This is a genomic window from Brachybacterium muris (assembly GCF_016907455.1).
GTDB lineage: Bacteria > Actinomycetota > Actinomycetes > Actinomycetales > Dermabacteraceae > Brachybacterium > Brachybacterium muris.
In genome coordinates this window covers 2,149,724-2,175,921 of the sequence record NZ_JAFBCB010000001.1, presented here as the reverse complement: position 1 = coordinate 2,175,921, position 26,198 = coordinate 2,149,724, and the positions used below count along the sequence as shown (strand labels likewise).

Here is a 26,198-nt window from a genome sequence, read left to right as displayed (position 1 = left end):
TGACTCCTTCGAGCGGGGTGCAGTCGGGGTGGATGGCAGCGCCGTCGCGGCTTAGAGCAGGGTGGACCAGTAGTCCCAGAACCGGATGGTGATCAGCGCGAGGATCACGAGGTACCAGGCCACGAGGATGGTGATGCGGAACTCCACCAGGAGGCCGATGGTGCGCCGGACGGCGGGGGTGGGGCTGGCGGTCAGTGGGCGGAGGTGGTGGAGGGTGGTCAGCCAGAACAGGGGAATCGTGACGGCCCAGACGACCATGCAGTACGGGCACAGGGCCCCGATCTCGTACAGGCTTTGCCCGATCAGCCAGTGCACGAACAGCACGGCGAAGGTCACGCCCACCTGGATGAGCACGCTCATCCACCGCGCCAGGCGGGCCCCGGCGAGGAAGGCGAGACCCAGGGTGAGGACGGCCGTGAAGCCGGCGATCCCGAGGATCGGGTTGGGGATCCCGAAGGCCGCCGCCTGGGGGGTGTCCATCACCGATCCGCAGGAGAGCACCGGGTTGAGGCTGCAGGTGGGCACGTAGGTGGGGTCCTCGATCAGCGCGATCTTCTCGACCAGCAGCACCACGGCCATCACCAGGCCGATCGCTCCGGTCGCGGTGAACAGCACCCCGAGCCCGCGCGGAGGATCGGTGCGTCGGGAGGTCTTTGCGGTGGGGCTCTCAGCCATTAAGAGCGTTATCGAGGGGGTCGGTGAGGTCCTCGATGCGAGTGGGCTCGAGCCGCTGGCCGTCGACGAAGAAGGTGGGCGTCGAGGTCACGCCGAGTGCCTCGGCGTCGGCGGCGCTCTGCTGGATGCGCTCGAGGGTGGCGGGGTCGTCGTAGACCTGCTCGAACCGTTCCATGTCCAGGCCGAGCTCCTCGGCGTAGGAGAAGAACGCTTCGCGCTGGGAGGTTTCCTGGTGGCCCCACTGCGTCGCGTTGTCGAACAGCGCCTTGTACATGGCCTCGAACTGGCCCTGGTCGCGGGCCGCTTCCGCTGCCTGCGCGGCCTCGACGGAGTTGGCGTGCAGCGGCAGGTACCGCACCACGAACGTCACCCGGTCGCCGTACTCGGCGCGGATCTCCTCGATCGTGGGGTACAGCGCCAGGCAGGCCTCACACTCGAAGTCCAGGAACTCCACGAAGACGACATCCCCCTCCTCGGACAGTCGGGGGCTGTCCTCGCGCACGAGCTGCGCCGTAGCAGCAGTGCTGCCTGGCTCTGTCGTGGGGGTGTCTTCCTCGGGGTTGAGGAACAGGACGAAGCTGGTCAGGATCAGGGCGGTCACCGCGATCAGTCCCAGGGTGAACTTGGTGCTGCGGCTCATGCGCGGCCTCCTACGGGGGCGGGGTCGGGCTGATCCTGCCCAACGAACATGACAGGCCCCTGCAGGGCTCTGCCGCGGGTGCGGGCGGCCCGCATGCCGTTGGCGATCACCACGACCTCGGCGACCTCGTGGACCAGCACGACCGCGGCCAGTCCCAGCACGCCGAACAGGGCCAGCGGGAACAAGATGACGATGATCGCCAGGGCCAGGGCGATGTTGCCGGTCATGATGCGGCGGCCCCGGCGGGCGTGGGCGAGAGCGGCGGGCAGCTGGCGCAGGTCGGTGCCGGTGAAAGCGACATCGGCGGACTCCACGGCGGCGGCCGTGCCGGTGACTCCCATCGCGATACCCACGGTGGCCGAGGCCAGGGCCGGGGCGTCGTTGATGCCGTCGCCGATCATCGCGGTCGGCGTCTGCGCGGCCAGGCGCCGGATATGGGCGGCCTTGTCCGCGGGCAGCTGCTCGGCATGGACCTCGTCGATGCCGGCCGCGGCCGCGATCGCGCGGGCGGTCAGGGCGTTGTCGCCGGTCAGCATCACAGTCCGGATCCCCTGCGCATGCAGCGCAGCGATGGTCTCGGCGGCCTCGGCACGCAGTTCATCGCGCACCCCGATCGCACCGATCACCCGACCGTCCACCTCGACCAGCACCACACTCATGCCGCGGGAGGCCATCTCTTGCGTGCGGGCCGCCAGCTCGCCCGGAGCGATCCAGCGCGGGTTCCCCACCCGCACCGATCGCCCGCCGACCTGCCCGGTGATGCCGTGCCCCGGGGTCTCCTGAACGGCGGTGGCCTCCGCACTGGTGTCGGCCGCCGCGACGATGGCCGCAGCCAACGGATGGCTGCTGCCGGACTCGAGCGCGGCGGCCACCGCCAGGACATCCTCCCGGCTGCGTCCCGGAGCGGTGGCGACGTCCACCACGCGCGGGTCGTTACGGGTCAGGGTCCCGGTCTTGTCGAACGCAACGGTGCGGACCGTTCCCAGCTGCTCGAAGGCGGCTCCGGACTTGATGACCACGCCAAGCTTGCTCGCCGAACCGATCGAGGAGATCACCGTGACCGGTACCGCGATCGCCAGCGCACAGGGCGAGGCAGCGACCAGCACCACCAGCGCCCGTTCGATCCAGAGGAGGAGATCACCGGTGACGATACCCAGGAGTGCAACCAGGGCGGCGACGACGAGCACCACGGGCACCAGGGGGCGCGCGATCCGGTCGGCCAGCCGCGCCCGCTCCCCCTTGGCGGCATGCGCCTGCTCGACCAGGCGCACGATCTGGGTCAGCGAGTTGTCGCGACCATCGGCCGTGGCCCGCAGCTGCACCGACCCGGCGCCGTTGACGGAGCCCGCATGCACCTCGTCTCCGGGGCCCACCTCGACCGGGATCGATTCGCCCGTGATCGCCGAGGTATCCATCCAGGAGCGCCCCTCGATCACCACGGCGTCCGTGGCGACCCGATCGCCGGCACCGACCAGGAGCACATCGCCCCGGCGGAGCTCCGCGGCCGGGACGACCTCGGGGCCCGAAGCTCGAGCAACCCGGGCCGTTTCGGGGATCAGGGCCAACAGAGCGCGCAGCCCCTGCTTCGCGCGATCCATCGACCGGTCCTCGAGCGCCTCAGCGAGGGAGAACAAGAACGCGAGAGCTGCGGCCTCCCCGACATGGCCCAGCAGCACCGCCCCCAGCGCGGCGAGCGTCATCAGCAAGCCCACGCCGAGCCGGCCCCGCCCCCGGCCCTGCACCAGGCGCCGCAGTGTGCCGGGAACGAAAGTCCAGGCCCCCGCCCCCAGTGCCAGCACGTGCGCGCTCAGCGCGGCCGTCTCGGCGCCGGCCCAACTCAGCAGCAGACCAGCCACCCACAGCACTCCCGAGGCGATCGGCAGCAGCAGCGCCCGATCACGCCACCAGGGCGTGGGCTGCTCGACCTCCATCCCCTCGGATGCGACGGCCGGAGTAGTGCTCCCGCAGCAGGCGTCCTCGATCGCGGGCTCAACCGGGGCAGGGGTCTTCACGGGGCCGCAGCACTCATCGCTCATCGCGTCACCTCGATGGCTGCGCCACGCTGGCAGCACAAGGGCACATCGCAGTACTCGTCGACACAGGCACGGTCGTCATCCACCGCGAGCACCGTGTCCACCAGAGCGCTCAGCGCCTTCGTCAGGTGCGCGTCGACAATCTCGTAACGCGTCCGCCGCCCCTCCGGAACGGCGACCACGATCCCGCACCCCCGCAAGCACGCGAGATGGTTGGAGACGTTCGTACGCGTCAGATCCAGTTCCGCGGCCAAAGCAGCCGGGTATCCGGGCTGCTCGAGCAACGACAACAAGATGCGAAAGCGCGTGGGATCGGCCATCGCCCGCCCCAGCCGGTTCATCACGTCACGACGAGGAGCTGTAGTCAGCATGCAGTGACCATACAGCTTTGGCTGACTGCACAGTGCATCAGGGGAACCCAGTCGCGTCGATCCACACCCAGCCCTCTCTGCCGGGTGACCAACAGCCTCCTGCTGCTCCCGTCCCGGGCGCCTCAAGGGCGAGGCGCCGGAGCCCTGGTCGACGCTGCACAACTACTCGGACCAGAAGAGCGAAAGCTCCCGCGCCCTACACACCGGTTTATGGCACAGCCGTTGTGCTCGGAACGATGGCGGGCACGATGCGGACCAGGGCGACCATGGCGATGAGTTCGACCAGGGTCTGGGTGACGACTGCGAGTGGCGCGATCGCCAGGGCATCGGGGAGGGCCAGTGCGAGGGGAAGGACCACCAGGGAGTTGCGGGTGGCGACCGAGAACATCACCGCCCGCGTCGAGGCGGTATCCAGCCTCGTGACCCTCGAGGCCGCGAAACCGATGAAGACGGCCGCGACCACGAACCCTGCATACAGGGGTAGGAGCCGCGCGAGGGTCCCGATCTGTGAGCCGACGGCAGCGATCTGGGAACCGATCACAGTTGCGAGGGTGAGCATCATCAGCGGCACCATGGCCCCCGCCATGACCCCCTCGATGGCTCGGCCCGACCGGTGTCGGCGCGCCAGCGCCTGCACGGCCGCTGCCGCGGTCAGCGGCACCACGATCAGCAGGAAGAACGCCTCTGCGAACGGGGCCACGTCAATCACCCCGACGACCTCGCGGCCCGCGAAGGCGAACAGGTGCAGCGGCAACAACGCCAGTTGGAGGAGCATCAGCAAGGGCGCAGCGGCCAGGAGTTTCGCGCGCGCTCCCCCCGCGAGGCCCGTGAAGACGATGACGTAGTCGATGCATGGGGTTAGCAGCACCAGGAGCACGCCGAGCAGGAGCCCTTGATCGTCGGCGACGAACCGGGACAGTGCCCAGGCGAGCAGCGGCACGATCGCGAAGTTCGCCACCAGCACCGTTCCCAGGAACCGCCGGTCACGGAAGGCCTGCCCGACCTCGATCAGCGGCACACCCAGGAACGTGGCGAACAGCAGCAGCATCAACACCGGCTCGATGGAGTGCTCCAACGTCGGCGCGAGCCCGGGAGCTGCCAGCCCGATAGCGGCGCCGGCCGCCATCGCGGCCAGGTACAGCGCGATCTGGTGGGCGTCCCACCAGGAGACCAGGCGGTTCACAGTCGGGGTGCTCCTTCAGCAGCGTCACGGGATGTGCAGGGCTGGTGGCGCTCGTCCAGGAGGACGCATTCGCTGCGGCACGAGGCGCCGCTGTCCGGGCAGGCGGCGACACGCTGGTTCGGCGGCCGCCCATAGCGTTTCACGCCGACGATGCAGATCTTCTTGTCCGGGGTGGCGAGGACGCGCTCACCGGGTCAGGCCGAGGACTGTGTGAGGTCGGCCAGGAGCGCACGGACGCGGCGGTCGATGTCGTCGCGGACCAGGCGCATCCGCTCCACTCCTTCAATGCCGCGCGTCGAGGGCTCGTCGGTGTGCCAGGTGGTCACCGGCGCGGTCATCCCCGCAACGGGCTCGATGACAGCCTCATCCCCGAGGACGATCACCCGATCGACGTTGCGCAGCAGCTCGGCAGTGACCGGCTGGGGCACAGCGGAGGACATGTCCGCGCCGACTTCCGCGATCGCCGCGGCGGACTGGGCGTTGATGGCCGTACCGGGGCGGGTACCGGCGGAGTGCACCTGGACGGCGTCGCCGGCGTGGTGGCGCATGAGGGCCGCAGCCATCTGGGACTTGCCGCCGTTCTTCACGCACACGAACAGGACTGCGGGGCGTTTCGCGGTCATGGTGACTCGATCTCTCTGCTGGTTCATCGGGTGGGAACGGTCGCGTCGCCGGGGAAGAGCCGGCGGCCCATCGCGAGGGCGACGTAGACGAGGGCGACGAGGACCGGGACCTCGATCAGGGGGCCGACGACACCGGCGAGGGCCTGGCCGGAGGTGACGCCGAAGGTGCCGATGGCGACGGCGATGGCGAGCTCGAAGTTGTTGCCCGAGGCGGTGAACGCGACGGTCGTGGACTTGGCGTAATTCAGGCCGATCGCCCGTCCGAGCAGGAAGGACCCCAGAAACATGACCACGAAGTAGACCAGCAGCGGCAGAGCGATGCGGGCCACGTCTCCCGGGGCGGAGAGGATCGCGTCGCCTTGGAGAGCGAACAGCAGCACGATGGTGAAAAGCAGCCCGTACAGCGCCCACGGGCCGATCTTCGGGAGGAACCGCTCCTCGTACCAGGCCCGACCCTTCGCCTTCTCCCCGAGGATGCGGGTCAGGAAGCCGGCGACCAGGGGGATCCCGAGGAAGATCAGCACGCTGAGGACGATCGCGCCGATCGAGAATTCGGCCGACGTGGTCGGCAGCCCTAGCCACGACGGCAGCGCCTGGAGGTAGAACCAGCCCAGGGCACCGAAGGCGATCACCTGGAAGACGGAGTTGATCGCGACCAGCACGGCGGCAGCTTCGCGGTCGCCGCAGGCGAGGTCGTTCCAGATGAGCACCATCGCGATGCAGCGCGCGAGGCCCACGATGATCAGGCCGGTCCGGTACTCCGGCAGGTCGGCAAGGAAGATCCACGCGAGGCCGAACATGAGTGCCGGTCCGACGAGCCAGTTCAGCACCAGGGAGGTCACCAGCAGGCGTCGGTCAGCTCCGATTCTCCGGGTCTCGTCGTAGCGGACCTTCGCCAGGACCGGGTACATCATCACCAGCAGTCCGATCGCGATGGGGAGGGACACGGATCCGATCTTTACCGCCTCCAGTGCGGTGTTCAGGCCGGGGACGAACCTCCCCAGCAGGAGTCCCACGGCCATGGCGGCCAGGATCCATACCGGGAGCCAGCGATCGAGGAAGGACATCTCCTTCATTACGCGCGGCTGCTCCACGTCCTTGGTGGTCGTACTCATCAGGGCTATGTTCCTTCCATCGACGGTTATCGATGCGTACGCTATGCCCGACATCGATGACTGTCAATGTAAGGTGAGGGCATGGCCACGACGACCGACGCCACAGCCACCGGATCCGCGGCGAGGACCGGCTCTGAGGAGTGCTGCTCGCTGTCCGCAGGTCCGGTCGACACCGTCGACGCCGAGAGGATCGCCTCCCTGTTCAAGGCGCTGTCCGACCCCACACGCCTCCGGCTCCTCTCCCACGTCGCCGCCCAGGGCTGTGAGTCGGTCTGCGCGTGCGATCTCACCGAGCCGCTCGGCATCAGTCAGCCAACCGTCAGCCACCACATGAAGAAGCTTGTCGACGCCGGCCTGCTCACGCGCGAGCAGAACGGCCGCTGGGCCCACTACTCCGTCGTCCCGTCAGCCTTTGCCGAACTCCGCGCGTTCCTCGACATCGCCTGAACCTCACCCCCGGTCGGGAGGCTCCCATGACCGCACGTCCCAGCGTCCTGTTCGTCTGCGTCCACAACGCCGGCCGCTCGCCCGAGACCGATTGACCGCACTCGCACAGTCCAAGGGCGCCGCCCCGCACGCCGTCCCCGAAGTGCTGCTGGTGTGCGTCCAAAACGCAGGCCGCTCCCAGATGGCCGCCGCACTGCTGGATCACCACGCTGCCGGTCGAGTGCACGTCCGCTCCGCCGGCTCCACCCCCAGCGACGCGCTGCACCCACGCGCCGTGGAAGTCATGCGAGAAATCGGGATCGACCTGGGCTCCGCGTTCCCCAAGCCCCTCACCGACGATGTCGTCCGCGCAGCCGACGTTGTCATCACCATGGGCTGCGGCGACGCCTGCCCCATCTACCCCGGCAAACGCTACGAAGACTGGGACCTCCGCGACCCCGCAGACAGCACACTCGAACAAGCACGCGCAGTCCGCGACGAGATCGACACCCGCGTCCGCCACCTGCTCACCGAGATACTCCCCGCCCCGACTCCACGCAGCTGACCGCCACGACGAACAACCCCAAATCAGGTGACGCTAACGGGGCCCGGTCGCCCTGTTGGCAGCTGAAGACTGACACACCGAAAGGTGGCACGCACCGCGCCGCACGTTGCGTGCCGAACTGGGGCACCTCAGCAGGACAGTTACTCACCGGTCGTTTACGGTTCCCAATAGGGCCCGAAGGCGCACTTTTGCGACACATCTGTCGCACTGGGTATACCCAAACGCTACACCTGTCGCCGAGGCATCGTCGCTGTTCCACAAGGCCCGTTCTCACGTTTTGGCACATGTCTCGGCTAGGGTCTACGACATGAATGAGACACATCAGACCTCTTTGACTCCGTTCCGGCGGAGCTTCCGCCTCACGGCTTTAGTGCTCCCGGTGCCTGTCTTGGCGCTACTCCTCGCCTTCGCCCTCACGCGGAGCCCCGCCTCGATCGCCATCGCGGCGCTCTTCGTCGTCGCCGGCATCGTCTACGTCTCTGCCACCTACATCTCGCAGGTTCTAGCGCGCCGACAGTCGACAGAGCAGGAGCGCTGAGGTGCCCGCCAAGCAGAGGGCTCACGGACAGCGAGTCGCCTATGTTCGTGTTTCCTCGGCGGGGCAGAACCTCGCGCGGCAGCTCGAAGCGGTGGGGGAGTGCGACCAGACCTTCACCGAGAAGCAGTCCGGCAAGAGCGCGACGGACCGCCCACAGCTGCAGGCGCTGATCCGGCACGTCCGCCGCGGCGACCACGTCGTCGTCGCGTCCATGGACCGCCTCGCCCGCTCGGTCATCGACCTCAACGACATCGTCCAGCAGATCACCGGCGACCCTGCCGAGCACACCGAGCAGCATCCCAAGAAGGGAGCGAGCGTCGAGTTCCTCAAGGAGCGACTTACCTTCGAGCCCGGACAGTCGGACCCGATGGCTGCGTTCCAGCTGAACATGATGGGCGCCTTCGCGCAGTTCGAGCGCGAGCTCATCCGGCAGCGCCAGGCCGAGGGCATCGCTGCCGCGAAAAAGCGCGGCGCCTACAAGGGCCGGCCCCGCAGCCTCGAGAGCGACCAGATCCGCTCCGTCCGCAACGCCGTCCTCGCCGGCACGCCCAAAGCCCAGATAGCGCGTGAGCACGGCATCAGCCGATCCACGCTGTACCGATACCTCGATACGCCGACGCTACCGCTGGCTGCTGACTGAGGCTCGACGGGCCGCCTTGCCTAACGAGGGCTCTTTAGACCTGCTGCAGTAGGCGGTTGAACGACCACTCGCTTCGACCCAGCCCTCGAAGATACTTGGCCAGCAGTTCGACCGCGACCGCCTCGATTTGTGTCTGCGGAGCGTCCCATGCCGTCGGCTGGATGACAACGTGGTGGGTGCAGGAGTCTTGTGGAAACTCCGGCGCACTGCCGGAGGAGAAATCTTCGTACCCGGCTGCTCCCCGCAGGTGATTCAGATGCACGCCGACCTGCCATTGCCCTTGGTACCCCTGGGCTAGGGAAATCTCACGGAGTGCTTCAATGAACTGGGCTGCGAACTGGGCCATCGTTCCCGTAAGCGCCACGAGTCGCATCTCCCTGGATCGATTCTCAATCCTTCGTGTCGCGCCCCCGCTCGCGGCGGTGATCGTGAGTGAATATTCGCCTCGCTGGGGTCCGCTGATCGAGGGTTCGGGTGCCACGTCGCTGCCGTAGCGGTGGCGTCGTTCGGGACCACCAGTGGTGTCGTTGGGGCCGCTCTGTCTACGCTCCTTCCGCCGTGTGTATAGGGCACGCGGCGGAAGGAGCAATCTGGAATGGTACGGAAGATCAGGGCGAAGCTGGTGCTCCAGCTGCGCGCAGAAGGTCTGTCGGGGCGAGCGATTTCGTCCTCGCAGGGCATGTCCCGCAAGTCCGTGAGGGCGGTGTTCGAGGCCGCTGACGCTGCAGGGATCGGGTGGGGCGATATCGCGGACGTCGCCGATGAGCAGGTGTATGCCCGGTTGTTCCCGGGCCGGGGCGAGCACGAGAGCGTGTTCGCACAGCCGGACTGGGAACAGGTCCATCGAGAGATGGCCAGGGTCGGCGTGACGCTGAAGCTGTTGCACGGCGAGTACTTCGACGCGACCACGGCGGCTGGGGATCCGGCGATGGGGTATGACCGGTTTTGCCGCACCTACCAGCACCACGTCATGGTCACCGGTGCCGCTTCGAGAGTCGGTCACAAGGCCGGCCAGAGCGTGGAGGTCGACTGGTCCGGCCCCACGATGGAGCTGGCCGATCCGGTCACCGGCGAGGTCTCGAAGGTGTTCTTGTTCGTTGCCTGCCTGCCTTTTTCTCGTTACGCGTTCTGCTTCCCGGCGCTGGATATGCGCCAGGAGTCCTGGCTGCGAGCGCACGTAGCGATGTTCGAGGCGCTGGGCGGGACGGTCCCGAGGATCGTTCCGGACAACCTCAAGACCGGTGTGGTGAAGCACCCCCGCGAGGGCGAGATCGTCCTGAACGATGCGTATCGCGAGATGGCAGCGCATTACTCGGCGGCGGTGCTCCCGGGGAGGGTGCGGAAACCGAAAGACAAGGCGAGCGTGGAGAACACCGTCGCGCACGTCGCGACCTGGGTCATCGCCGGGCTGCGGGATCAGCGATTCACGTCCCTGCCCGAACTTGCAGCCGCCATCGGGCAGCGGATGGAGGCCTATAACGCGGAGCCGTTCCAGAAGCGGCCCGGATCCCGCGCCAGCGTGTTCGACGCGGAGGAGCGGCCGCTGCTGACGCCGCTGCCGGCGGTGCCCTACGAGATCTCGACATGGCACTACGGACGACGAGTGGGCAGGAACGGGCACGTCACGTTCGCGCGGAACTTCTACTCCGCGCCGTTCGCGCACATCGGCGCGAAGGTCGATCTGCGCATCACGGCCCGGACGCTGGAGATCTATCAGGGCAGCCAGCGACTGACCAGTCACCTGCTGCTCCCGGAGACCGCGAGCAATGAGTACCGCACCAACGACGCGGACCTACCTGCGGGCGAGCGTTTCCAGGCCTGGGACGCGCAGAGGGTGCGGGCGTGGGCAGATCGGGTCGGGCCGGCCACGGTGATCGTGATCCAGCGGATCTTCGAGTCCGTGCCGATCGTGGAACAGGGCCTGGATCCCGCGTTGGCGGTGCTACGGCTCTCTCGCCGCTTCTCCGTAGATCGGGTCGAGGCGGCCTGCGCACTCGCGCTGACGGGACGGGTCCGTTCACCGCGCTATGCGCATCTGCACCCGATCTTGGCCACCGGGCAGGACAAGGTCGCCGCCCTGCGTCCACCCCGCGAGGAACCCGCGGAAGACGGCGGATACGTCCGTGGCGCCGACTACTACGCCGGAGGTGTCCGGTGAGCGTGATCGATAACGACACGAAGCGGAAGCTGCGCGAGATGGGCGCGACCGCGCTGCTGGACGCGATCGATGCCCAGGATGAGGCTCACGTGCTGGGGATGTCGTTCCAGGAACGGCTCCAGCTGATCGTGGACGAGGCGCATTCCATCTTCAATCATGGAAAGGTCGAGGGTCTGATCCGCCGGGCGGGGCTGCGTTATCCCGGAGCGGACCTGCGGCGGCTGGATCTGGTCGAGGAACGGGGACTGAACCGGAACGTGATCGCGCAACTGGCAACCTGCTCCTTCATCCAGCGGCAACAGAACGTGGTCTTCCAGGGCTTCACCGGCTCAGGGAAGTCCTACCTCGGCTGCGCGCTGGCGAAGCAGGCCTGCCAGCACCGGCTCCGAGCCCACTACATCCGAATGCCCGACCTCGAAGAGGCCTGGGCCCTGGCAAAGGACAAGCCGCAGGGCCAGACGAAGTTCCTGCGGAAGTACTCCACGTTCTCGCTGCTGGTGATCGACGAGTGGCTGCTGGACCATCCTGACGAGGGAATGCGTTCGATGCTGCTGGAACTGCTCGAGCGCCGCTATGACACCGGCTCGACCGTGTTCTGCACCCAGTACCCGAAGAAGGACTGGCACGCCCGGCTCGGTGGAGCAGTCCACGCCGATGCGATCATGGACCGCATCGTGCACAACACAATCTGGATCGACACCGGCGACAGGAACATGCGAGAACACACCGCACTGCCCCAGTGACCCGATGCCGGCGGGAGCCAGTGGTCCCCACCGCGGCGGCTACTGGCCCCCGTCGGCACGATCGGCGGTCCCCAAGAGCAAGATTCGGTGGCTCCCACGACTACGAATACTCATGAGGTTGTCATGCACGCTGATCTGAGCCTCTCGGTGCTCATACTCTGCGCGCACCTTCCTATGTCCGGTGCGCAGACTTAGCCCGTCCGGATCGTTGCCGGCGTAGGTGCAGTCACCGAGCAGGGACGTCATTCCGCGCTTTCCGTAGTCCAGGTTCAGAAGGATCTCGATGAGCTTATGTTGGTCGATACGCTCCGACGGGACGGGAGAGCAGGGCTCTGCGAGGAAGAAGGCGTGGCCGTGCCCGGTGGGGGCTTCTTCAACCAGCTGGTCGATCGGGTCGTTCAGTGCGAGTCCCTTCAGGCGCTCGATGAAGCCGTGGGTACGCTGGTCTCGCGCGAGGATGAGGGTTCGCACTTCGGGGTCAGAGAGCACGCGCTTGCCGTCGGCAGAGCGCCCGTAGTACCGCTCGTCCACCATGTGTGGCGCGAGCTGGGATGGCGGCACGGAGACAACCAGGACGTTGCGGCCGTCCGGGCCATGGACGTCATCCAGAACGACTGGCACAAGGGGAGGGGAGATCCTTGTTGCCGCCACCTGGGAGATTCGATCCCGTAGTCCGTCGGTCTCGCACCCCACGACCTCGTAGGTCTTGTCCTTCACCCCGAAAATGAGGATGCCGCCGTGGACGCTGAGAGAAGCGATGTCGCGGGCCAGCTCAGTGTTGACTGCCTTAGTCGACGGGCCAATCGCCTCCTTCAGCTCGCACCACTGGTTCTCCGCGAGAAGTCCCCCTTCGGAGGCCGCACGCACCTTGTCCCAGGTGTCAAGAATTGTCAGCGGCCGTCCAGGACCGAGATAGTGCTGCACCGTGGTGACCTCCGGGCTGGTGAGTGGGTCAGTACTTCTTGCTGGTGGTGAGCTGGGCGTAGCGCTCGAAGAGCAGCTGTGCACGACGCTCGTTCGTTTCGCACTTGCGTTGAGAGAACTGCCGATCAACGACTCGGTCCAGTGCCGCATGAGCTTTGAGTAAGTCCGTGTCCATGAAGCCTTCGGCGTAGTGCTGAGCAAGTGTGCGCTCCGGATGCTTCGCTCGTGCCTCGAGGACGCGGGCGCCAGCTTCAATGATCGACTGGCGCTCTGCGTCGCTAACCTCGGGGAGCGGGAAGCTGTTCCAGGTCAGCGTGTTCGAGAACGCCGGATCGTTCTTGATGCGTCCACCAACTGCCTTCTGCCAGGTGATGAACATGGAGCTGCTGATGATCCCGAACGCAAAGCCATCGGGATCCTCGCACTTATACACCTTGTTTCCTGCGACAATCTCTGCCCCTTTAAGTGCGGCGGTCACGAAGGATCGTTGTTCACTGAAAACCTGGGGTATCGCCAAGTAGTCCACGTCTGGCTGTGACCTTTGGCCGAAGAGGTGCGCCGTGGCGGCCATTGCACGAGTCGAGGCGGCAGAGCTTGCCTGCCGGAACGCCCGGACAGCAGCGATTCTCTCGGTGAGGACAGGGGACTTCTTCACGTCGGCGGGGTCGAGGTCGACGAGCCACAGACACCAGCGGGGCAGATCGTGGATGAGTTCCTTGCCCATTATGAACTGCCTGATGTACTTCGCGGCGATGGGATCGGCGGCGACTCCCTCGTATTCGTCCTTCTCGATGATCAGATGCCCTCCGTCCCGGGGCATGCTTCCCATCGATGCCGGAGGCAGCTGGGGGCTCAGCGGCGTTCGGCGTTGCTCGACCAGGACGTTGGGGCCGTCAACAAGGTAGGCGTTGATCGATGACGCCGGCATCTCGGCGGGCTCCGCCTTCACCGATTCGTAGGTGAAAAGCCGCGGCGCGGGCTTGGTGTCTCGATCAAAGCCGACGATCGTGCAGTAGACCGACGCGGCACCGGGGGCTTCGCTGGTCCAAGCGAAAGTGCGGTGCGCGAAGCGGACGCGCCAACCGGTCCGGAAGATCGGGCCAAAGAGTGCGGGGACGGGTTCACCCTGGGTGGTCGAGTTCGTCGAGACGAAGGCGAAGCGGCCGTCCACGTCACCGAAGAAGTCGAGGGCTTTGCGGTACCAGCCGGTCACGTAGTCGAGGCGCCCGATGTCCTTGCGTTGCCAGACGTCGCGTAAGTCCTGCGCCTGCTCGGGGGTGCGGGTTGCGTGCCCGAGGAATGGGGGGTTTCCCATCACGTACGTCCTCGGCGTGGCAGGCAAGATGGCGGTCCAGTCGCAGCGCAGCGCGTTACCGACAGTGACCCGGGCAGAGTCCTGCAGGGGCAGCATCGGCACCGCGTAGCCAAGGGTGAGGTTCACGGCCTGGTTGGCCTGGTGCTCGACCAGGAACATCGCGGTGCGGGCGATGGTGGCCGGCCACTCCTCGAGCTCGATTCCATGGAACTGCGACAGCTTCACGTGCACGCGATCGCCGGCATCCAAGGACAGCTGAGCCCGGGACGGGTCGAGCTGCTGGAGGCGCTCGTGAATGCGTAGCTCGAGGGCGCGCAGCTCGCGGTAGGCGATGATTAGGAAGTTCCCGCATCCGCAGGCCGGGTCCAGGAACGACAGCGACCCGAGGTGCTCGAGCAGCTTCTCCAGCTCGCGCTTCTTGGCGTGCGCCTTGGTGAACTGGTCCTCGAGCTCGTCGAGGAACAGGGGCCGGATGACCTTGAGGATGTTGGTCTCGGTCGTGTAGTGCTCGCCGAGCTCGCGGCGGGCCTTCTTGGACTTCACGGCCTGGAACAGGGAGCCGAAGATCGCGGGGGAGATGCTGGACCAGTTGAAGTACGCGGCTTGCAGCAGTAGCTCGCGGGAGGCTCGGTCGAAGTAGGGGATCTCGACGGCCTCGCCGAACACTGAGCCGTTGACGTAGGGGAACGCCTGGATCAGGTCATCGTCGCGCCCGTACCGCTTGTCCTCGGGCTTGTTCAGGGCCTGGTAGAGCGTGGTCAGCTGCGCGCCGAGGTCGGAGCCGTCTTCGCTGGTGCGCTCTTCGATGTAGCGGGAGAACAGGTCGCGTTCCCAGAGTCCGGAGTCGTCGGCGTACAGGCAGAACAGGGTGCGGATCAGGAAGATCGATGCTTGGTGCTCGTCGTACCCGGTGGCCTCGAGGTGCTCGTACAGCTTGGCCATCAGCTGCGCGGCCTTGATCGACGCGGTCTCCTGCTCGATGGAGCCGAACTTCGCGCGCCGGTAGCCGGCGAGGAACATCAGATCCTCGGCGTGCGCGGGCAGCTCCTCGAGCGGGAATTCCAGCAGCTCGGTCTCGGGGGAGGCGGCGGCGAGGTCCAGCAGCCGGAAGTGCTTGAAGTCGCTGGTGATCACAAAGTCGGGCCGCTCGTGCTCGGTCAGGGACTCCATGTAGTCCAGCGCCTGTGCCTCTGCCTTGGCGAGGTCGGCGCCCGTCGACTTCATCTCGATCAGGGCGGTGCCGGAGATCAGCGCGTCGATGTAGCCCTGGCCGCCGGTGGAGGCGCGCTGGGCGCGCTTCTCGTAGAGGGCCGCGCCGGAGCGGGTGATGCCGAAGACGCGCAGCAGATCCCGGACGAAGGACTGGGCTTCCCCGCGCTCGTAACCCTCTGCTTCACGCCACTGCGCCACGAACGCCCCGGCTCGCGAGCGGACGTCAGACAAAACAAGAGGCTTCTGGCTCATGGCTTCATCTTCTCAGATGGAGGACCGGGCAGTGGAAAATTGGAACAGGGGCTTCGTCCGGCAAACCCGTCAGTCGGATCGGGGTGCCCCAGTCTTCACGCGTTAGTTACTTCCAAGACTCGCCGCGACACCACGACCGTTCAGGGATGTGAATGTGAAACCTCCGGATAGCCGAGAGTAACGTCTGTAACCAATCCGTCATGCAAATCGTCGTCGCGAATCTGTAGATGCGGGCGGAAGGCCGGGTGAATTCTGTATCGGGGTTCGGCGCCACGCTTGGTGGCGAAGCGGCTTGCGAGGGCCATATGTGTGCGAGCTTCCGCAGATCCCTCAACATGGCGGAACTCGCCCGGCCCTACTTCTACCCCTAGGAATGAGGTCCGAATGAGCCATTCAAGCATATCATCCGGGCTCGAAAGCTCTGAAAATATCACGGAAATATCGCTCGCCAGAATTGTGCTCTCTAGGCCACCCAGGTTCAAGACAGTTTCCTGGACAGGCATGCCTTCCGAAGCGCTCTCCACGATTAGAGCGTCGACTGCAAACCGCGAGTAAACGCTCTCGGCGGTCGCGACGTCGTCCTGGGTGACAAGCGAATGATTTCGATTAATAGCCGTCGAAAGGCACAGATTTGCAAAATGAATGAGATCTCGCGGTCTTGGAAGTGAGCGCCAGAGGAAGTAGTCGCGGGCTGAAAGTCCATTAACCTCCTGTGGGAACAGCTCTTTCCAGACGTCTCCGGATTTACTGCGGCCACCTCGACGCTTCGCAAGGTAGCGCTCCTCGAGGACGCGTATAAGAAGCTCTTGGTCCCGCCATTCGATAGTCTCAATCGGCAGCTTGTCTGGTTCGGCCACGCGCTTTCGGATGGCGTCGAAGATGTCCTGCCTCAGGAAAATGGTTGTATTGAAGGTGACGCTTGGTTCGCCGGACCTCGACTGTGCAGACTTTCGCTCCAGGTCCCGGCTGGCGTCGATGAGGCTAAGCAGGAAGCGTGAGACGTCCGTCAGCTCACTATCTGGCTCCCAAGCCTTATCCAAATTGTCAATTAGCACAGAGACTCTGGACTGGGGTGCGAGAATCCTTTTTGTAAGAGTAAGGATGCGGGCTAGGTTCGATACTTTGAGGGACTCGGCGATTGCCGCTTGGTTGATAGTGGTCGACTCCCCAAGGGTTAGCCTTTCAATGAGCGTTTCCATTCGAGCCGAGAAGTCCGCTTGCGGATCGACGTTCATCGAAACGAGGAACGACTCGAGGTCTTCGACTTGGCCTATGGCCTCTACGCTAGAGGGTTGAGAGCGTACGGCTTCTATGGCCGAAAACGCGATCTCGGTGTACAGGAGATGTCGCCAAAGATTTATAAAGAAGTATGAGAGTTCCGAAGAAGTTGACATGCTTTCTGCGGCCTGGAGCATCCCCTGTATTTCATAGGAAGCAGGCTTGAGGGCAACGGTGAGCACTCCGGTTTCTCGCGATAGCACTCGGCGATGTCAAGGCGTCGAAGCAACATGGGGCTCGCCGGCGAGCAGTCGAGCGAATGCCTCGGTGGGCGTGAGATAGCCCAGTCGGCGGCGGGGTCGATTGTTGATCTCCTCGGCGATGGTGGTGAGGTAGGGCTGGTGATCGGGGATCACCGTGCCCTTGGGCAGATACTCCCGGTAGAGCCGGTTCGTGTTCTCGTTGCTGGGCCTCTGCCAGGGCGAGTGGGGATCGGCGAAGTAGACCGGCATCGCCGTGGCCAGGGAGACCTTCGCGTGCTGGGCCATCTCGCTGCCCTGGTCCCACGCCAACGATGCCTTCATCATCTCGGGCAGGTCGTTGAAAAACTCGATGACCGCGTCAGCGGTTGGCTCGGCGTGTTTCGAGGGCAGGGCCAGCAGCCCGGTGAACCCGCTCATCCGCTCCACCAGCGTCGCCGCGCACGAGGTGCCGTTCTTCCCGATGATCAGGTCACCCTCCCAGTGCCCCGGCACCCGACGCTGGGCGGCGTCCTCACCTCGCTCCGCGATCGGGACCATACCTACGATTGGGCCACCGCGCGTCCGCCCGGTCGTACGTGGTCGGCGCTTGGTCCGCTTGGACTGCAGGAAGATGCCCTTGCGGGCGAGCTCACCCTTCGGGATTGCGTAGATGTACTGGTAGATCGCCTCACCGGAGACGGTGCGGCCGCGTGCGTCAGGAGAGTTCGCCATGCGTTCAACGGTCGGGTCTGCGGCCTCCAGACGCAACCGGCCCGCTATCTCATTCGGCGTCCAGGACGCGGCCAGGTCGGCGTCCACCCTCGCCTGCAGCACCGGATCCCGAGCGACCTTCCGCTGCTGCGGGCGAGCCCGCCGACGCTGCGCTCTGACGTCTGCGGTCACGGCTTGGTAGCCGCGGGTCTTCGTCGAGTTCCGGTGAAGCTCCCGCGAGATCACCGACGGGCAACGCCCCAGATGACGGGCGATCCTCCGCACCGACCAGCCCGCTTTCGAGGCCGTCGAGATCTCCGACCTGTCACTGAACGACAACCCCACCCGCGCCATCCGCACACTCCACCGATCAGACCCCCGCCGACCGGGAGTGTTGCTTCGACGCTATGACACCACCCTCGTGTGGCCTGCTCCATCGCGGCACTCTTGCCAGTCCCCTTCCTGCCCAGGAAAAGGGTCGAGAACGATCCTGAGAGAATATTCTCGAATTGTACGGTAGGAACATAATAGTCGCTTAGTGCATCCAATTCCTCTTCTGCGACATAGCGCCCAAAAGTGCTAATTGGCATCTCGACAGAAACCCGCAAGCGTCCAACCCTTCGATCGGAGGGGTCTTTTTGCAGGTTTTGAATCCAAGCTTCGATTTTGGAAGTCAGCTCAACGGCGGACCCGAACCGAAACATGCGATCTTTGTAATCGAGTGGAGGATTCAATGATTTTGGCGCCAGTAGCAGTGTCGGTATTTCTTGGCCCACCGCAAAGCCGGCAAGGAAACTAGCTCGAGCATTGTGTGTTCTAGCGCTTGCGGCGCCCTCGCTGAGGAGAGGAAGTATGGCCGCTGAGCTTCTGTAGACACTGCCTGTGTAGTAGCTCAATGGGGCCAGTGTCAGATCGTCACCGCGAGCTACGAGGTTTAGTTCGCCTTGCCTGCCAAGAAACTTATCCAGTTGCGATAGGGCAGTGTTTGACTCTGGAGCGGAAGGTGCAAAGATGGATGCATTTTCGCGCGGACCGGCATCTTCTAGGAGTGCGGTGAGTAGCTGTTCGCCAGCGCTCGGCTCGTAATCGCGAAGAATCCGATTGGCGAACTCGTTTGAATCTTCGGTGTGGTCAATCCTTCCAACTGTCGCGAACATACTGACTGAGTTCCACAGTTCTCGGGCGTCAGAGTCCCCACTACTTATCGAGAAAATTAGTTGTTTTCCGCGCGAGACTGCGTACCCTGCTTCAAAAAGGACATTTAGGTTCATTGTCCCGACTTCGGCGACAACGCAGTCGCACGCATCTATGCTGCGCAAAATGGTGTCAATTAGTATTCGACCTCCGACCCGCATTTCCTCCCAGGTAAAAGTGCTACGACCGCGGGCCGTTAATGTCTCGCCGGATGCACGCATTAGGCTCGCCACTGGGGGTGAATCGCCCGAATATGCCAGAAAAATGTCGCTACTCACTCATGTGCCTTACTGGTTGGGGAGGTTTCTAACCTCGATGTTTCATCGGGCTGGTGAGCGGGGACGGTCGGCGTCGTTGCCGGTGTTCAGCTGCTGATTGTGGCATTCGGGTGTGACAGATCGTCGCAGTGTCCGTTGCGGGCGGTCGGGTTCCACTCCCGAGAAGAGATGCTGCTGGTCGGTGGGACGGGCAGCCTTGCCGGATCAGGTCTGCGCGACGGCAATGCGGAGCCGGTTGACGCCGGTTAGGACGGTCAGTGCTTCGGGAGCGTGCTGGGCGAGGTGCAGGATCCTGTGCCGGCAGCGGCGCACGAGGGTCGCGGGGATCTCGAACAGCCGGGCGCGGAGACGTTTGGGCTCCCAGCGACGTGCGTCGTGGCCGGTCAAAGCGATTGCCTGCATCCAGGCGACGAGCTCGCTGGCGAGCTGGACGATCTGGCACCAGAGCTGATTCTGCGCGAAACCCTGCAACGGGAATTTCATCAGGCCCGTGTCTTTGGCGTTACGGATCCGGTCCTCGCAGCGCGCCCGGCGACGGTGACGCAGCTCCAAGACCGGGAGCTGGCCGCGCGGGGTGTTGGTCGCGAACGCGGTGATGCGCATCCCTTCGTGATCGGTGATCCGCAGCTGCGCTCCGGGGTGGGGGAGTTCCTTCCGCACGATCACCCGCATCCCGGCAGGCCACGCGGCTAAGTCAAGGAGCCCGGTCAGTTCCGCGACCCATGCCCCGTCGCGGATCCCGTCGGTCTCGGTGTCATAGGCGGGAGTCCACGCCTCCGCCTCGTCGAGGCGTTTCAGCAGGTCAGGGGTGCTTGCGGGGAGGGTGAACCCCACTGAGTAGGCCAGACGCTGCCTGGTCAGCCAGCCCATGAAGTCCTTGGTGCCGCCGGCCCCGTCGGTGCGGATCAGGATCTTCTTCGACCCCCGCCCGCCCCGGGCCAGCAGGCCCGCAGGCAGCTGCGCGAGAGCCTGCCGGGTGACGGCGATGTGATCAGCGGCGGTGTTCGAGCCGGCGTTGCCGGGGCGGAGGTGGATCGCCAGCGGTTCCCCGGTCCCTTCGCTGCCGTGGTCCAGGAACGCGCACAGCGGGTGATAGCCGAACCCGCGTTTGAACGTCGGTGCGGCCTGCTCCTTCTCACTGTGGACGTTGATCAGGGTGGCATCGAGGTCGACGACCAGCGGGTTCTTCGCACTGACCCCCGCAGCCGGGGAATGCGCTCCGGCGAGGGTCCAGGCTCTTTCACGCGCGGTGCGGCGGGCCTGGGAGATCGCCTCGATCACCGCGGGCGTGTCCTCGGCCAGTGTAGTGATCATGCGGGAGATCGTCGGGGTCGAGGCGACATCGCCGAACAGGTCCGGTTCGCACCGCAGTAGGTCGGTGTCACGGGTGACCTCTCCGCCGACTGCGAGAGTCATCGCCAGGTCCAACAGGATCTTCGCAGCGTGATGCTCTGCCAGCGGTTTCGTCCAAGGAGCCAGCACCTCACGCAGCGAAGAGGCGAGGCCGGTGGCGTGGATCGCGTCGGTCAGCAGCACCGCGCCCGCATGCGAGACCGCTGGAACCGGGGCGATGTCCACGCGCGGGCGGGGGTAGAAGAACAAGGTAGGGTGGGACACCTGAAAGGTGCTCCTTCCAGTGGATGGCTACGAGTCTGGACAACCCGTATCATCCCAGGTCAGGAGCATCTTTCTCTATGCCGTCCACCAGTCGAAACCACACCTCGATGAAATCTCGAGGCTAGGCACCTAAGGCATCAAGCACGGGAGATCCCCGAGTGCAGCAGCATCGAGGCGCCGTCGGCTCTGGATCGGACCCGTGGTCCGATCAGGCGCCTTCTTCCTGTGCCAGATGTCCCGACGACCTCGTCATGGATGTCTACCCATACGGCACATGTACGGAACGTGATCGTTGTGATCGTCAGGTCATCGTTCGAGTAGGGCACTCAGGGCGGGGATCCCGTTGCGGATCACGTGGGCGATGATCGGGACCAGGAGGTTCCCCCGGGAGATCACCAGCGCGAGCGCGTACACCAGGGCGATGCTCGCGTACAGGAGCACCAGGGGCAGCTCGGCGAGGGTGTGGATGTGCAGCGCACCGAAGGCGAGGCTGCTGATCAGCACGCATGTCCACACCGGCACCCAGCGCCGTGCCCGCTGCACGAGGGCCTCGCGGAACACGAACTCCTCGGTCAGCGGCCCCAGCAGCGCCACCGTGATCACGAAGACCAGGGCCGGCACCTGATCGGTGAGGACGGAGACGTTGGCGTCGTTCGTGCCCGCCTCGGGCATCCATCCGAGCGCGGAGAGCAGCACGGCCGGGATGATCGGGGCGATCTCGGCCGCCAGCACGGCGGCAATGACCAACATGCCCGTGCGGACCGGCCGCTCCCTGGTGAGCGTCCAGCTGCGGGCGATCGCGTCCCGGAACACCCAGATGCCCAGGCCCGCCAGCAGCACGTACCGGAGGATCCCGGTCCACGCGCGAGGCCCGGCACCTGCGTGGAGGGCCTCGAAGAGGCGGCCGGGGACGATCAGGAACGCGACGTACAGGGCGAGGAACAGCAGCTGACCTCGATCGAAGCCCCGCGACGGGTGGGTTGGGATCGAGCCCTCCAGCGGTGCGGAGGACGGTGCGGATGCGTTCATGCCTCCGACGCTAGGAGGGATGCCTTGCGAGAGTCTTGCGGTGAGGCAGGCGCACGCTGACCACGGGCACCTGCGCCGCCCGGGACATGGGACGCTGCTCGATGTGCAGGGAACCGTAATGGCGTGCGGCGATCCGGCGGGCCAGCTCCAGTCCCAGTCCGTTGCCGCTGCGGCCCTCAGTAGCCGTCCCGGGTGCAGCAGTGATCCCGGGCCCCTCATCGAACACCTCGATGATCGTGGAGCGGGGCTCCTCCCGGATCACCAGGCGCGCCGTTCCGTGCCCGTGGAGGATCGCGTTCTCCCCCAGGATCACCAGCAGCTCCCGCAGTTCGGCTCTGCTGCCGCGGACCGTGGCCGCGCGGGCATCGACCTCGACCCGTGCTCCTTCGGTGGCTGCGAGCGGGTGCAGCACCCGGGATGCCTCCTCCAGCAGGGTGGCAGCATCGGCCACTTCCACGGGGTCGGTCCGCAGGTCCAGGCGGGCGTAGGCCAGGAGCCGCCGGATCAGGGAGTTCTGTGCCTCGACCTGCACGGAGAGCCGCTGCGCGAGGTCGCGCCCCTGCCCGGTGAGAGCAGGATCGGCCAGGGCGGCGTCGAGTTCCATCGTCAAGGTGGCGTTGGGGTGCGGAGTTGGTGAGCGGCCTGCGCGAGCAGCTCCTGGAACGTGCGGGCACGCGCCCGGCTGCGACGGGCCGACGCGATGGCCAGCACCAACTAGATCGGGTCGCACACAGCCCCTCCCGCGCTCACCACATGCGCGCCCTCTCCCGTGCCGCCCGTAGCATCGGCCTCCGAACCGGGTCCCGACGCTCCGGTAGACAATAGACTGACTACTTGGAGGGACTTAGCCTCGAGATTTCATCGAGGTGTGGTTTCGACTGGTGGACGGCATAGAGAAAGATGCTCCTGACCTGGGATGATACGGGTTGTCCAGACTCGTAGCCATCCACTGGAAGGAGCACCTTTCAGGTGTCCCACCCTACCTTGTTCTTCTACCCCCGCCCGCGCGTGGACATCGCCCCGGTTCCAGCGGTCTCGCATGCGGGCGCGGTGCTGCTGACCGACGCGATCCACGCCACCGGCCTCGCCTCTTCGCTGCGTGAGGTGCTGGCTCCTTGGACGAAACCGCTGGCAGAGCATCACGCTGCGAAGATCCTGTTGGACCTGGCGATGACTCTCGCAGTCGGCGGAGAGGTCACCCGTGACACCGACCTACTGCGGTGCGAACCGGACCTGTTCGGCGATGTCGCCTCGACCCCGACGATCTCCCGCATGATCACTACACTGGCCGAGGACACGCCCGCGGTGATCGAGGCGATCTCCCAGGCCCGCCGCACCGCGCGTGAAAGAGCCTGGACCCTCGCCGGAGCGCATTCCCCGGCTGCGGGGGTCAGTGCGAAGAACCCGCTGGTCGTCGACCTCGATGCCACCCTGATCAACGTCCACAGTGAGAAGGAGCAGGCCGCACCGACGTTCAAACGCGGGTTCGGCTATCACCCGCTGTGCGCGTTCCTGGACCACGGCAGCGAAGGGACCGGGGAACCGCTGGCGATCCACCTCCGCCCCGGCAACGCCGGCTCGAACACCGCCGCTGATCACATCGCCGTCACCCGGCAGGCTCTCGCGCAGCTGCCTGCGGGCCTGCTGGCCCGGGGCGGGCGGGGGTCGAAGAAGATCCTGATCCGCACCGACGGGGCCGGCGGCACCAAGGACTTCATGGGCTGGCTGACCAGGCAGCGTCTGGCCTACTCAGTGGGGTTCACCCTCCCCGCAAGCACCCCTGACCTGCTGAAACGCCTCGACGAGGCGGAGGCGTGGACTCCCGCCTATGACACCGAGACCGACGGGATCCGCGACGGGGCATGGGTCGCGGAACTGACCGGGCTCCTTGACTTAGCCGCGTGGCCTGCCGGGATGCGGGTGATCGTGCGGAAGGAACTCCCCCACCCCGGAGCGCAGCTGCGGATCACCGATCACGAAGGGATGCGCATCACCGCGTTCGCGACCAACACCCCGCGCGGCCAGCTCCCGGTCTTGGATGAGTATTCGTAGTCGTGGGAGCCACCGAATCTTGCTCTTGGGGACCGCCGATCGTGCCGACGGGGGCCAGTAGCCGCCGCGGTGGGGACCACTGGCTCCCGCCGGCATCGGGTCACTGGGGCAGTGCGGTGTGTTCTCGCATGTTCCTGTCGCCGGTGTCGATCCAGATTGTGTTGTGCACGATGCGGTCCATGATCGCATCGGCGTGGACTGCTCCACCGAGCCGGGCGTGCCAGTCCTTCTTCGGGTACTGGGTGCAGAACACGGTCGAGCCGGTGTCATAGCGGCGCTCGAGCAGTTCCAGCAGCATCGAACGCATTCCCTCGTCAGGATGGTCCAGCAGCCACTCGTCGATCACCAGCAGCGAGAACGTGGAGTACTTCCGCAGGAACTTCGTCTGGCCCTGCGGCTTGTCCTTTGCCAGGGCCCAGGCCTCTTCGAGGTCGGGCATTCGGATGTAGTGGGCTCGGAGCCGGTGCTGGCAGGCCTGCTTCGCCAGCGCGCAGCCGAGGTAGGACTTCCCTGAGCCGGTGAAGCCCTGGAAGACCACGTTCTGTTGCCGCTGGATGAAGGAGCAGGTTGCCAGTTGCGCGATCACGTTCCGGTTCAGTCCCCGTTCCTCGACCAGATCCAGCCGCCGCAGGTCCGCTCCGGGATAACGCAGCCCCGCCCGGCGGATCAGACCCTCGACCTTTCCATGATTGAAGATGGAATGCGCCTCGTCCACGATCAGCTGGAGCCGTTCCTGGAACGACATCCCCAGCACGTGAGCCTCATCCTGGGCATCGATCGCGTCCAGCAGCGCGGTCGCGCCCATCTCGCGCAGCTTCCGCTTCGTGTCGTTATCGATCACGCTCACCGGACACCTCCGGCGTAGTAGTCGGCGCCACGGACGTATCCGCCGTCTTCCGCGGGTTCCTCGCGGGGTGGACGCAGGGCGGCGACCTTGTCCTGCCCGGTGGCCAAGATCGGGTGCAGATGCGCATAGCGCGGTGAACGGACCCGTCCCGTCAGCGCGAGTGCGCAGGCCGCCTCGACCCGATCTACGGAGAAGCGGCGAGAGAGCCGTAGCACCGCCAACGCGGGATCCAGGCCCTGTTCCACGATCGGCACGGACTCGAAGATCCGCTGGATCACGATCACCGTGGCCGGCCCGACCCGATCTGCCCACGCCCGCACCCTCTGCGCGTCCCAGGCCTGGAAACGCTCGCCCGCAGGTAGGTCCGCGTCGTTGGTGCGGTACTCATTGCTCGCGGTCTCCGGGAGCAGCAGGTGACTGGTCAGTCGCTGGCTGCCCTGATAGATCTCCAGCGTCCGGGCCGTGATGCGCAGATCGACCTTCGCGCCGATGTGCGCGAACGGCGCGGAGTAGAAGTTCCGCGCGAACGTGACGTGCCCGTTCCTGCCCACTCGTCGTCCGTAGTGCCATGTCGAGATCTCGTAGGGCACCGCCGGCAGCGGCGTCAGCAGCGGCCGCTCCTCCGCGTCGAACACGCTGGCGCGGGATCCGGGCCGCTTCTGGAACGGCTCCGCGTTATAGGCCTCCATCCGCTGCCCGATGGCGGCTGCAAGTTCGGGCAGGGACGTGAATCGCTGATCCCGCAGCCCGGCGATGACCCAGGTCGCGACGTGCGCGACGGTGTTCTCCACGCTCGCCTTGTCTTTCGGTTTCCGCACCCTCCCCGGGAGCACCGCCGCCGAGTAATGCGCTGCCATCTCGCGATACGCATCGTTCAGGACGATCTCGCCCTCGCGGGGGTGCTTCACCACACCGGTCTTGAGGTTGTCCGGAACGATCCTCGGGACCGTCCCGCCCAGCGCCTCGAACATCGCTACGTGCGCTCGCAGCCAGGACTCCTGGCGCATATCCAGCGCCGGGAAGCAGAACGCGTAACGAGAAAAAGGCAGGCAGGCAACGAACAAGAACACCTTCGAGACCTCGCCGGTGACCGGATCGGCCAGCTCCATCGTGGGGCCGGACCAGTCGACCTCCACGCTCTGGCCGGCCTTGTGACCGACTCTCGAAGCGGCACCGGTGACCATGACGTGGTGCTGGTAGGTGCGGCAAAACCGGTCATACCCCATCGCCGGATCCCCAGCCGCCGTGGTCGCGTCGAAGTACTCGCCGTGCAACAGCTTCAGCGTCACGCCGACCCTGGCCATCTCTCGATGGACCTGTTCCCAGTCCGGCTGTGCGAACACGCTCTCGTGCTCGCCCCGGCCCGGGAACAACCGGGCATACACCTGCTCATCGGCGACGTCCGCGATATCGCCCCACCCGATCCCTGCAGCGTCAGCGGCCTCGAACACCGCCCTCACGGACTTGCGGGACATGCCCTGCGAGGACGAAATCGCTCGCCCCGACAGACCTTCTGCGCGCAGCTGGAGCACCAGCTTCGCCCTGATCTTCCGTACCATTCCAGATTGCTCCTTCCGCCGCGTGCCCTATACACACG

At 65.7% G+C, this 26,198-nt stretch carries 23 protein-coding genes and 1 pseudogene; 7 read left to right on the top strand and 17 right to left on the bottom strand.

Annotation, left to right across the window (positions count from 1 at the left end):
• Positions 1-51: 51 nt before the first annotated feature.
• The 7 genes from JOD52_RS10040 to arsB form a co-directional block, all read right to left on the bottom strand.
• Complete coding sequence (locus JOD52_RS10040; RefSeq protein ID WP_204409769.1) at positions 52-675, bottom strand: vitamin K epoxide reductase family protein; 624 nt, start codon at positions 673-675, stop codon at positions 52-54.
• The gene (locus JOD52_RS10035; protein ID WP_204409767.1) at positions 668-1,315 is read right to left on the bottom strand and encodes a DsbA family protein; all 648 of its coding nucleotides are present in this window, start codon (positions 1,313-1,315) and stop codon (positions 668-670) included. The genes JOD52_RS10040 and JOD52_RS10035 overlap by 8 nt, the downstream gene beginning before the upstream one ends.
• Positions 1,312-3,351: a heavy metal translocating P-type ATPase gene (locus JOD52_RS10030; RefSeq protein WP_204409765.1), complete on the bottom strand. Its 2,040-nt coding sequence runs from the start codon at positions 3,349-3,351 to the stop codon at positions 1,312-1,314. Before JOD52_RS10030 ends, JOD52_RS10035 begins: the two co-directional genes overlap by 4 nt.
• Positions 3,348-3,719 (bottom strand): Cd(II)/Pb(II)-sensing metalloregulatory transcriptional regulator CmtR, encoded by a 372-nt coding sequence (gene cmtR / locus JOD52_RS10025; protein WP_204409763.1) that lies wholly within the window; start codon positions 3,717-3,719, stop codon positions 3,348-3,350. Before cmtR ends, JOD52_RS10030 begins: the two co-directional genes overlap by 4 nt.
• A gap of 208 nt (positions 3,720-3,927) precedes the next feature.
• A complete protein-coding gene (locus JOD52_RS10020) occupies positions 3,928-4,902 on the bottom strand; it encodes an arsenic resistance protein (protein WP_259850779.1) in 975 nt (324 codons plus the stop codon).
• 194 nt (positions 4,903-5,096) lie between these two features.
• Complete coding sequence (locus JOD52_RS10015; RefSeq protein ID WP_204409761.1) at positions 5,097-5,525, bottom strand: arsenate-mycothiol transferase ArsC; 429 nt, start codon at positions 5,523-5,525, stop codon at positions 5,097-5,099.
• Between the two features lie 23 nt (positions 5,526-5,548).
• Positions 5,549-6,640, bottom strand: a complete 1,092-nt coding sequence (gene arsB / locus JOD52_RS10010) for an ACR3 family arsenite efflux transporter (RefSeq protein WP_275579100.1) — start codon at positions 6,638-6,640, stop codon at positions 5,549-5,551.
• Positions 6,641-6,721: 81 nt separating this feature from the next.
• On the opposite strand from arsB, the gene JOD52_RS10005 reads away from it, so the two are divergent.
• The 4 genes from JOD52_RS10005 to JOD52_RS09990 all read left to right on the top strand — a co-directional run bounded on the left by JOD52_RS10005 (position 6,722) and on the right by JOD52_RS09990 (position 8,809).
• Positions 6,722-7,087: an ArsR/SmtB family transcription factor gene (locus tag JOD52_RS10005; RefSeq protein ID WP_204409759.1), complete on the top strand. Its 366-nt coding sequence runs from the start codon at positions 6,722-6,724 to the stop codon at positions 7,085-7,087.
• 142 nt (positions 7,088-7,229) lie between these two features.
• Positions 7,230-7,631, top strand: a complete 402-nt coding sequence (locus tag JOD52_RS17055; RefSeq protein WP_338124131.1) for an arsenate reductase ArsC — start codon at positions 7,230-7,232, stop codon at positions 7,629-7,631.
• A gap of 307 nt (positions 7,632-7,938) precedes the next feature.
• A complete protein-coding gene (locus JOD52_RS09995) occupies positions 7,939-8,169 on the top strand; it encodes a hypothetical protein (RefSeq protein WP_204409755.1) in 231 nt (76 codons plus the stop codon).
• A gap of 1 nt (position 8,170) precedes the next feature.
• Entirely contained in the window at positions 8,171-8,809 is a 639-nt protein-coding gene (locus JOD52_RS09990) for a recombinase family protein (protein WP_204409753.1), read from the top strand.
• Between the two features lie 34 nt (positions 8,810-8,843).
• On the opposite strand, the gene JOD52_RS09985 is transcribed toward JOD52_RS09990, so the two are convergent.
• Positions 8,844-9,290 (bottom strand): hypothetical protein, encoded by a 447-nt coding sequence (locus tag JOD52_RS09985; RefSeq protein ID WP_204409751.1) that lies wholly within the window; start codon positions 9,288-9,290, stop codon positions 8,844-8,846.
• 114 nt (positions 9,291-9,404) lie between these two features.
• Here JOD52_RS09985 and istA (JOD52_RS09980) point away from each other — a divergent pair, with 114 nt between their 5' ends.
• Together istA (JOD52_RS09980) and JOD52_RS09975 are read left to right on the top strand one after the other, a co-directional pair.
• Positions 9,405-10,967, top strand: coding sequence for an IS21 family transposase (gene istA, locus JOD52_RS09980; protein ID WP_204408388.1), 1,563 nt, complete (start codon positions 9,405-9,407; stop codon positions 10,965-10,967).
• The gene (locus JOD52_RS09975; RefSeq protein ID WP_338124028.1) at positions 10,964-11,710 is read left to right on the top strand and encodes an ATP-binding protein; all 747 of its coding nucleotides are present in this window, start codon (positions 10,964-10,966) and stop codon (positions 11,708-11,710) included. The genes istA (JOD52_RS09980) and JOD52_RS09975 overlap by 4 nt, the downstream gene beginning before the upstream one ends.
• 39 nt (positions 11,711-11,749) lie before the next feature.
• On the opposite strand, the gene JOD52_RS09970 is transcribed toward JOD52_RS09975, so the two are convergent.
• The 7 genes from JOD52_RS09970 to JOD52_RS09940 all read right to left on the bottom strand — a co-directional run bounded on the left by JOD52_RS09970 (position 11,750) and on the right by JOD52_RS09940 (position 22,306).
• Positions 11,750-12,634 carry an RNA-binding domain-containing protein gene (locus tag JOD52_RS09970; RefSeq protein ID WP_204409748.1) on the bottom strand — a complete coding sequence of 295 codons (885 nt, stop codon included), beginning with the start codon at positions 12,632-12,634 and terminating at the stop codon, positions 11,750-11,752.
• A gap of 28 nt (positions 12,635-12,662) precedes the next feature.
• Positions 12,663-15,413: a class I SAM-dependent DNA methyltransferase gene (locus JOD52_RS09965; RefSeq protein WP_204409746.1), complete on the bottom strand. Its 2,751-nt coding sequence runs from the start codon at positions 15,411-15,413 to the stop codon at positions 12,663-12,665.
• 140 nt (positions 15,414-15,553) lie between these two features.
• Positions 15,554-16,873 (bottom strand): P-loop ATPase, Sll1717 family, encoded by a 1,320-nt coding sequence (locus JOD52_RS09960; protein ID WP_204409744.1) that lies wholly within the window; start codon positions 16,871-16,873, stop codon positions 15,554-15,556.
• A 30-nt stretch (positions 16,874-16,903) separates the two neighbouring features.
• Positions 16,904-17,938 carry an IS30 family transposase gene (locus JOD52_RS09955; protein WP_204409742.1) on the bottom strand — a complete coding sequence of 345 codons (1,035 nt, stop codon included), beginning with the start codon at positions 17,936-17,938 and terminating at the stop codon, positions 16,904-16,906.
• A gap of 1,322 nt (positions 17,939-19,260) precedes the next feature.
• The gene (locus JOD52_RS09950) at positions 19,261-20,673 is read right to left on the bottom strand and encodes an IS1380 family transposase (RefSeq protein WP_204409740.1); all 1,413 of its coding nucleotides are present in this window, start codon (positions 20,671-20,673) and stop codon (positions 19,261-19,263) included.
• Positions 20,674-20,979: 306 nt separating this feature from the next.
• Positions 20,980-21,702, bottom strand: coding sequence for a CPBP family intramembrane glutamic endopeptidase (locus JOD52_RS09945; protein WP_204409738.1), 723 nt, complete (start codon positions 21,700-21,702; stop codon positions 20,980-20,982).
• A 10-nt stretch (positions 21,703-21,712) separates the two neighbouring features.
• Positions 21,713-22,306, bottom strand: a complete 594-nt coding sequence (locus JOD52_RS09940; RefSeq protein ID WP_017823991.1) for a sensor histidine kinase — start codon at positions 22,304-22,306, stop codon at positions 21,713-21,715.
• Positions 22,307-22,671: 365 nt separating this feature from the next.
• On the opposite strand from JOD52_RS09940, the pseudogene JOD52_RS09935 reads away from it, so the two are divergent.
• Positions 22,672-23,742 (top strand): annotated as a pseudogene (locus tag JOD52_RS09935) (IS1380 family transposase); the annotation flags it as partial.
• Between the two features lie 112 nt (positions 23,743-23,854).
• Here the strand turns inward: JOD52_RS09935 and JOD52_RS09930 are convergent.
• Together JOD52_RS09930 and istA (JOD52_RS09925) are read right to left on the bottom strand one after the other, a co-directional pair.
• A complete protein-coding gene (locus JOD52_RS09930) occupies positions 23,855-24,601 on the bottom strand; it encodes an ATP-binding protein (protein WP_338124028.1) in 747 nt (248 codons plus the stop codon).
• Positions 24,598-26,160: an IS21 family transposase gene (istA, locus tag JOD52_RS09925; RefSeq protein ID WP_204408388.1), complete on the bottom strand. Its 1,563-nt coding sequence runs from the start codon at positions 26,158-26,160 to the stop codon at positions 24,598-24,600. Before istA (JOD52_RS09925) ends, JOD52_RS09930 begins: the two co-directional genes overlap by 4 nt.
• Positions 26,161-26,198 lie beyond the last annotated feature (38 nt).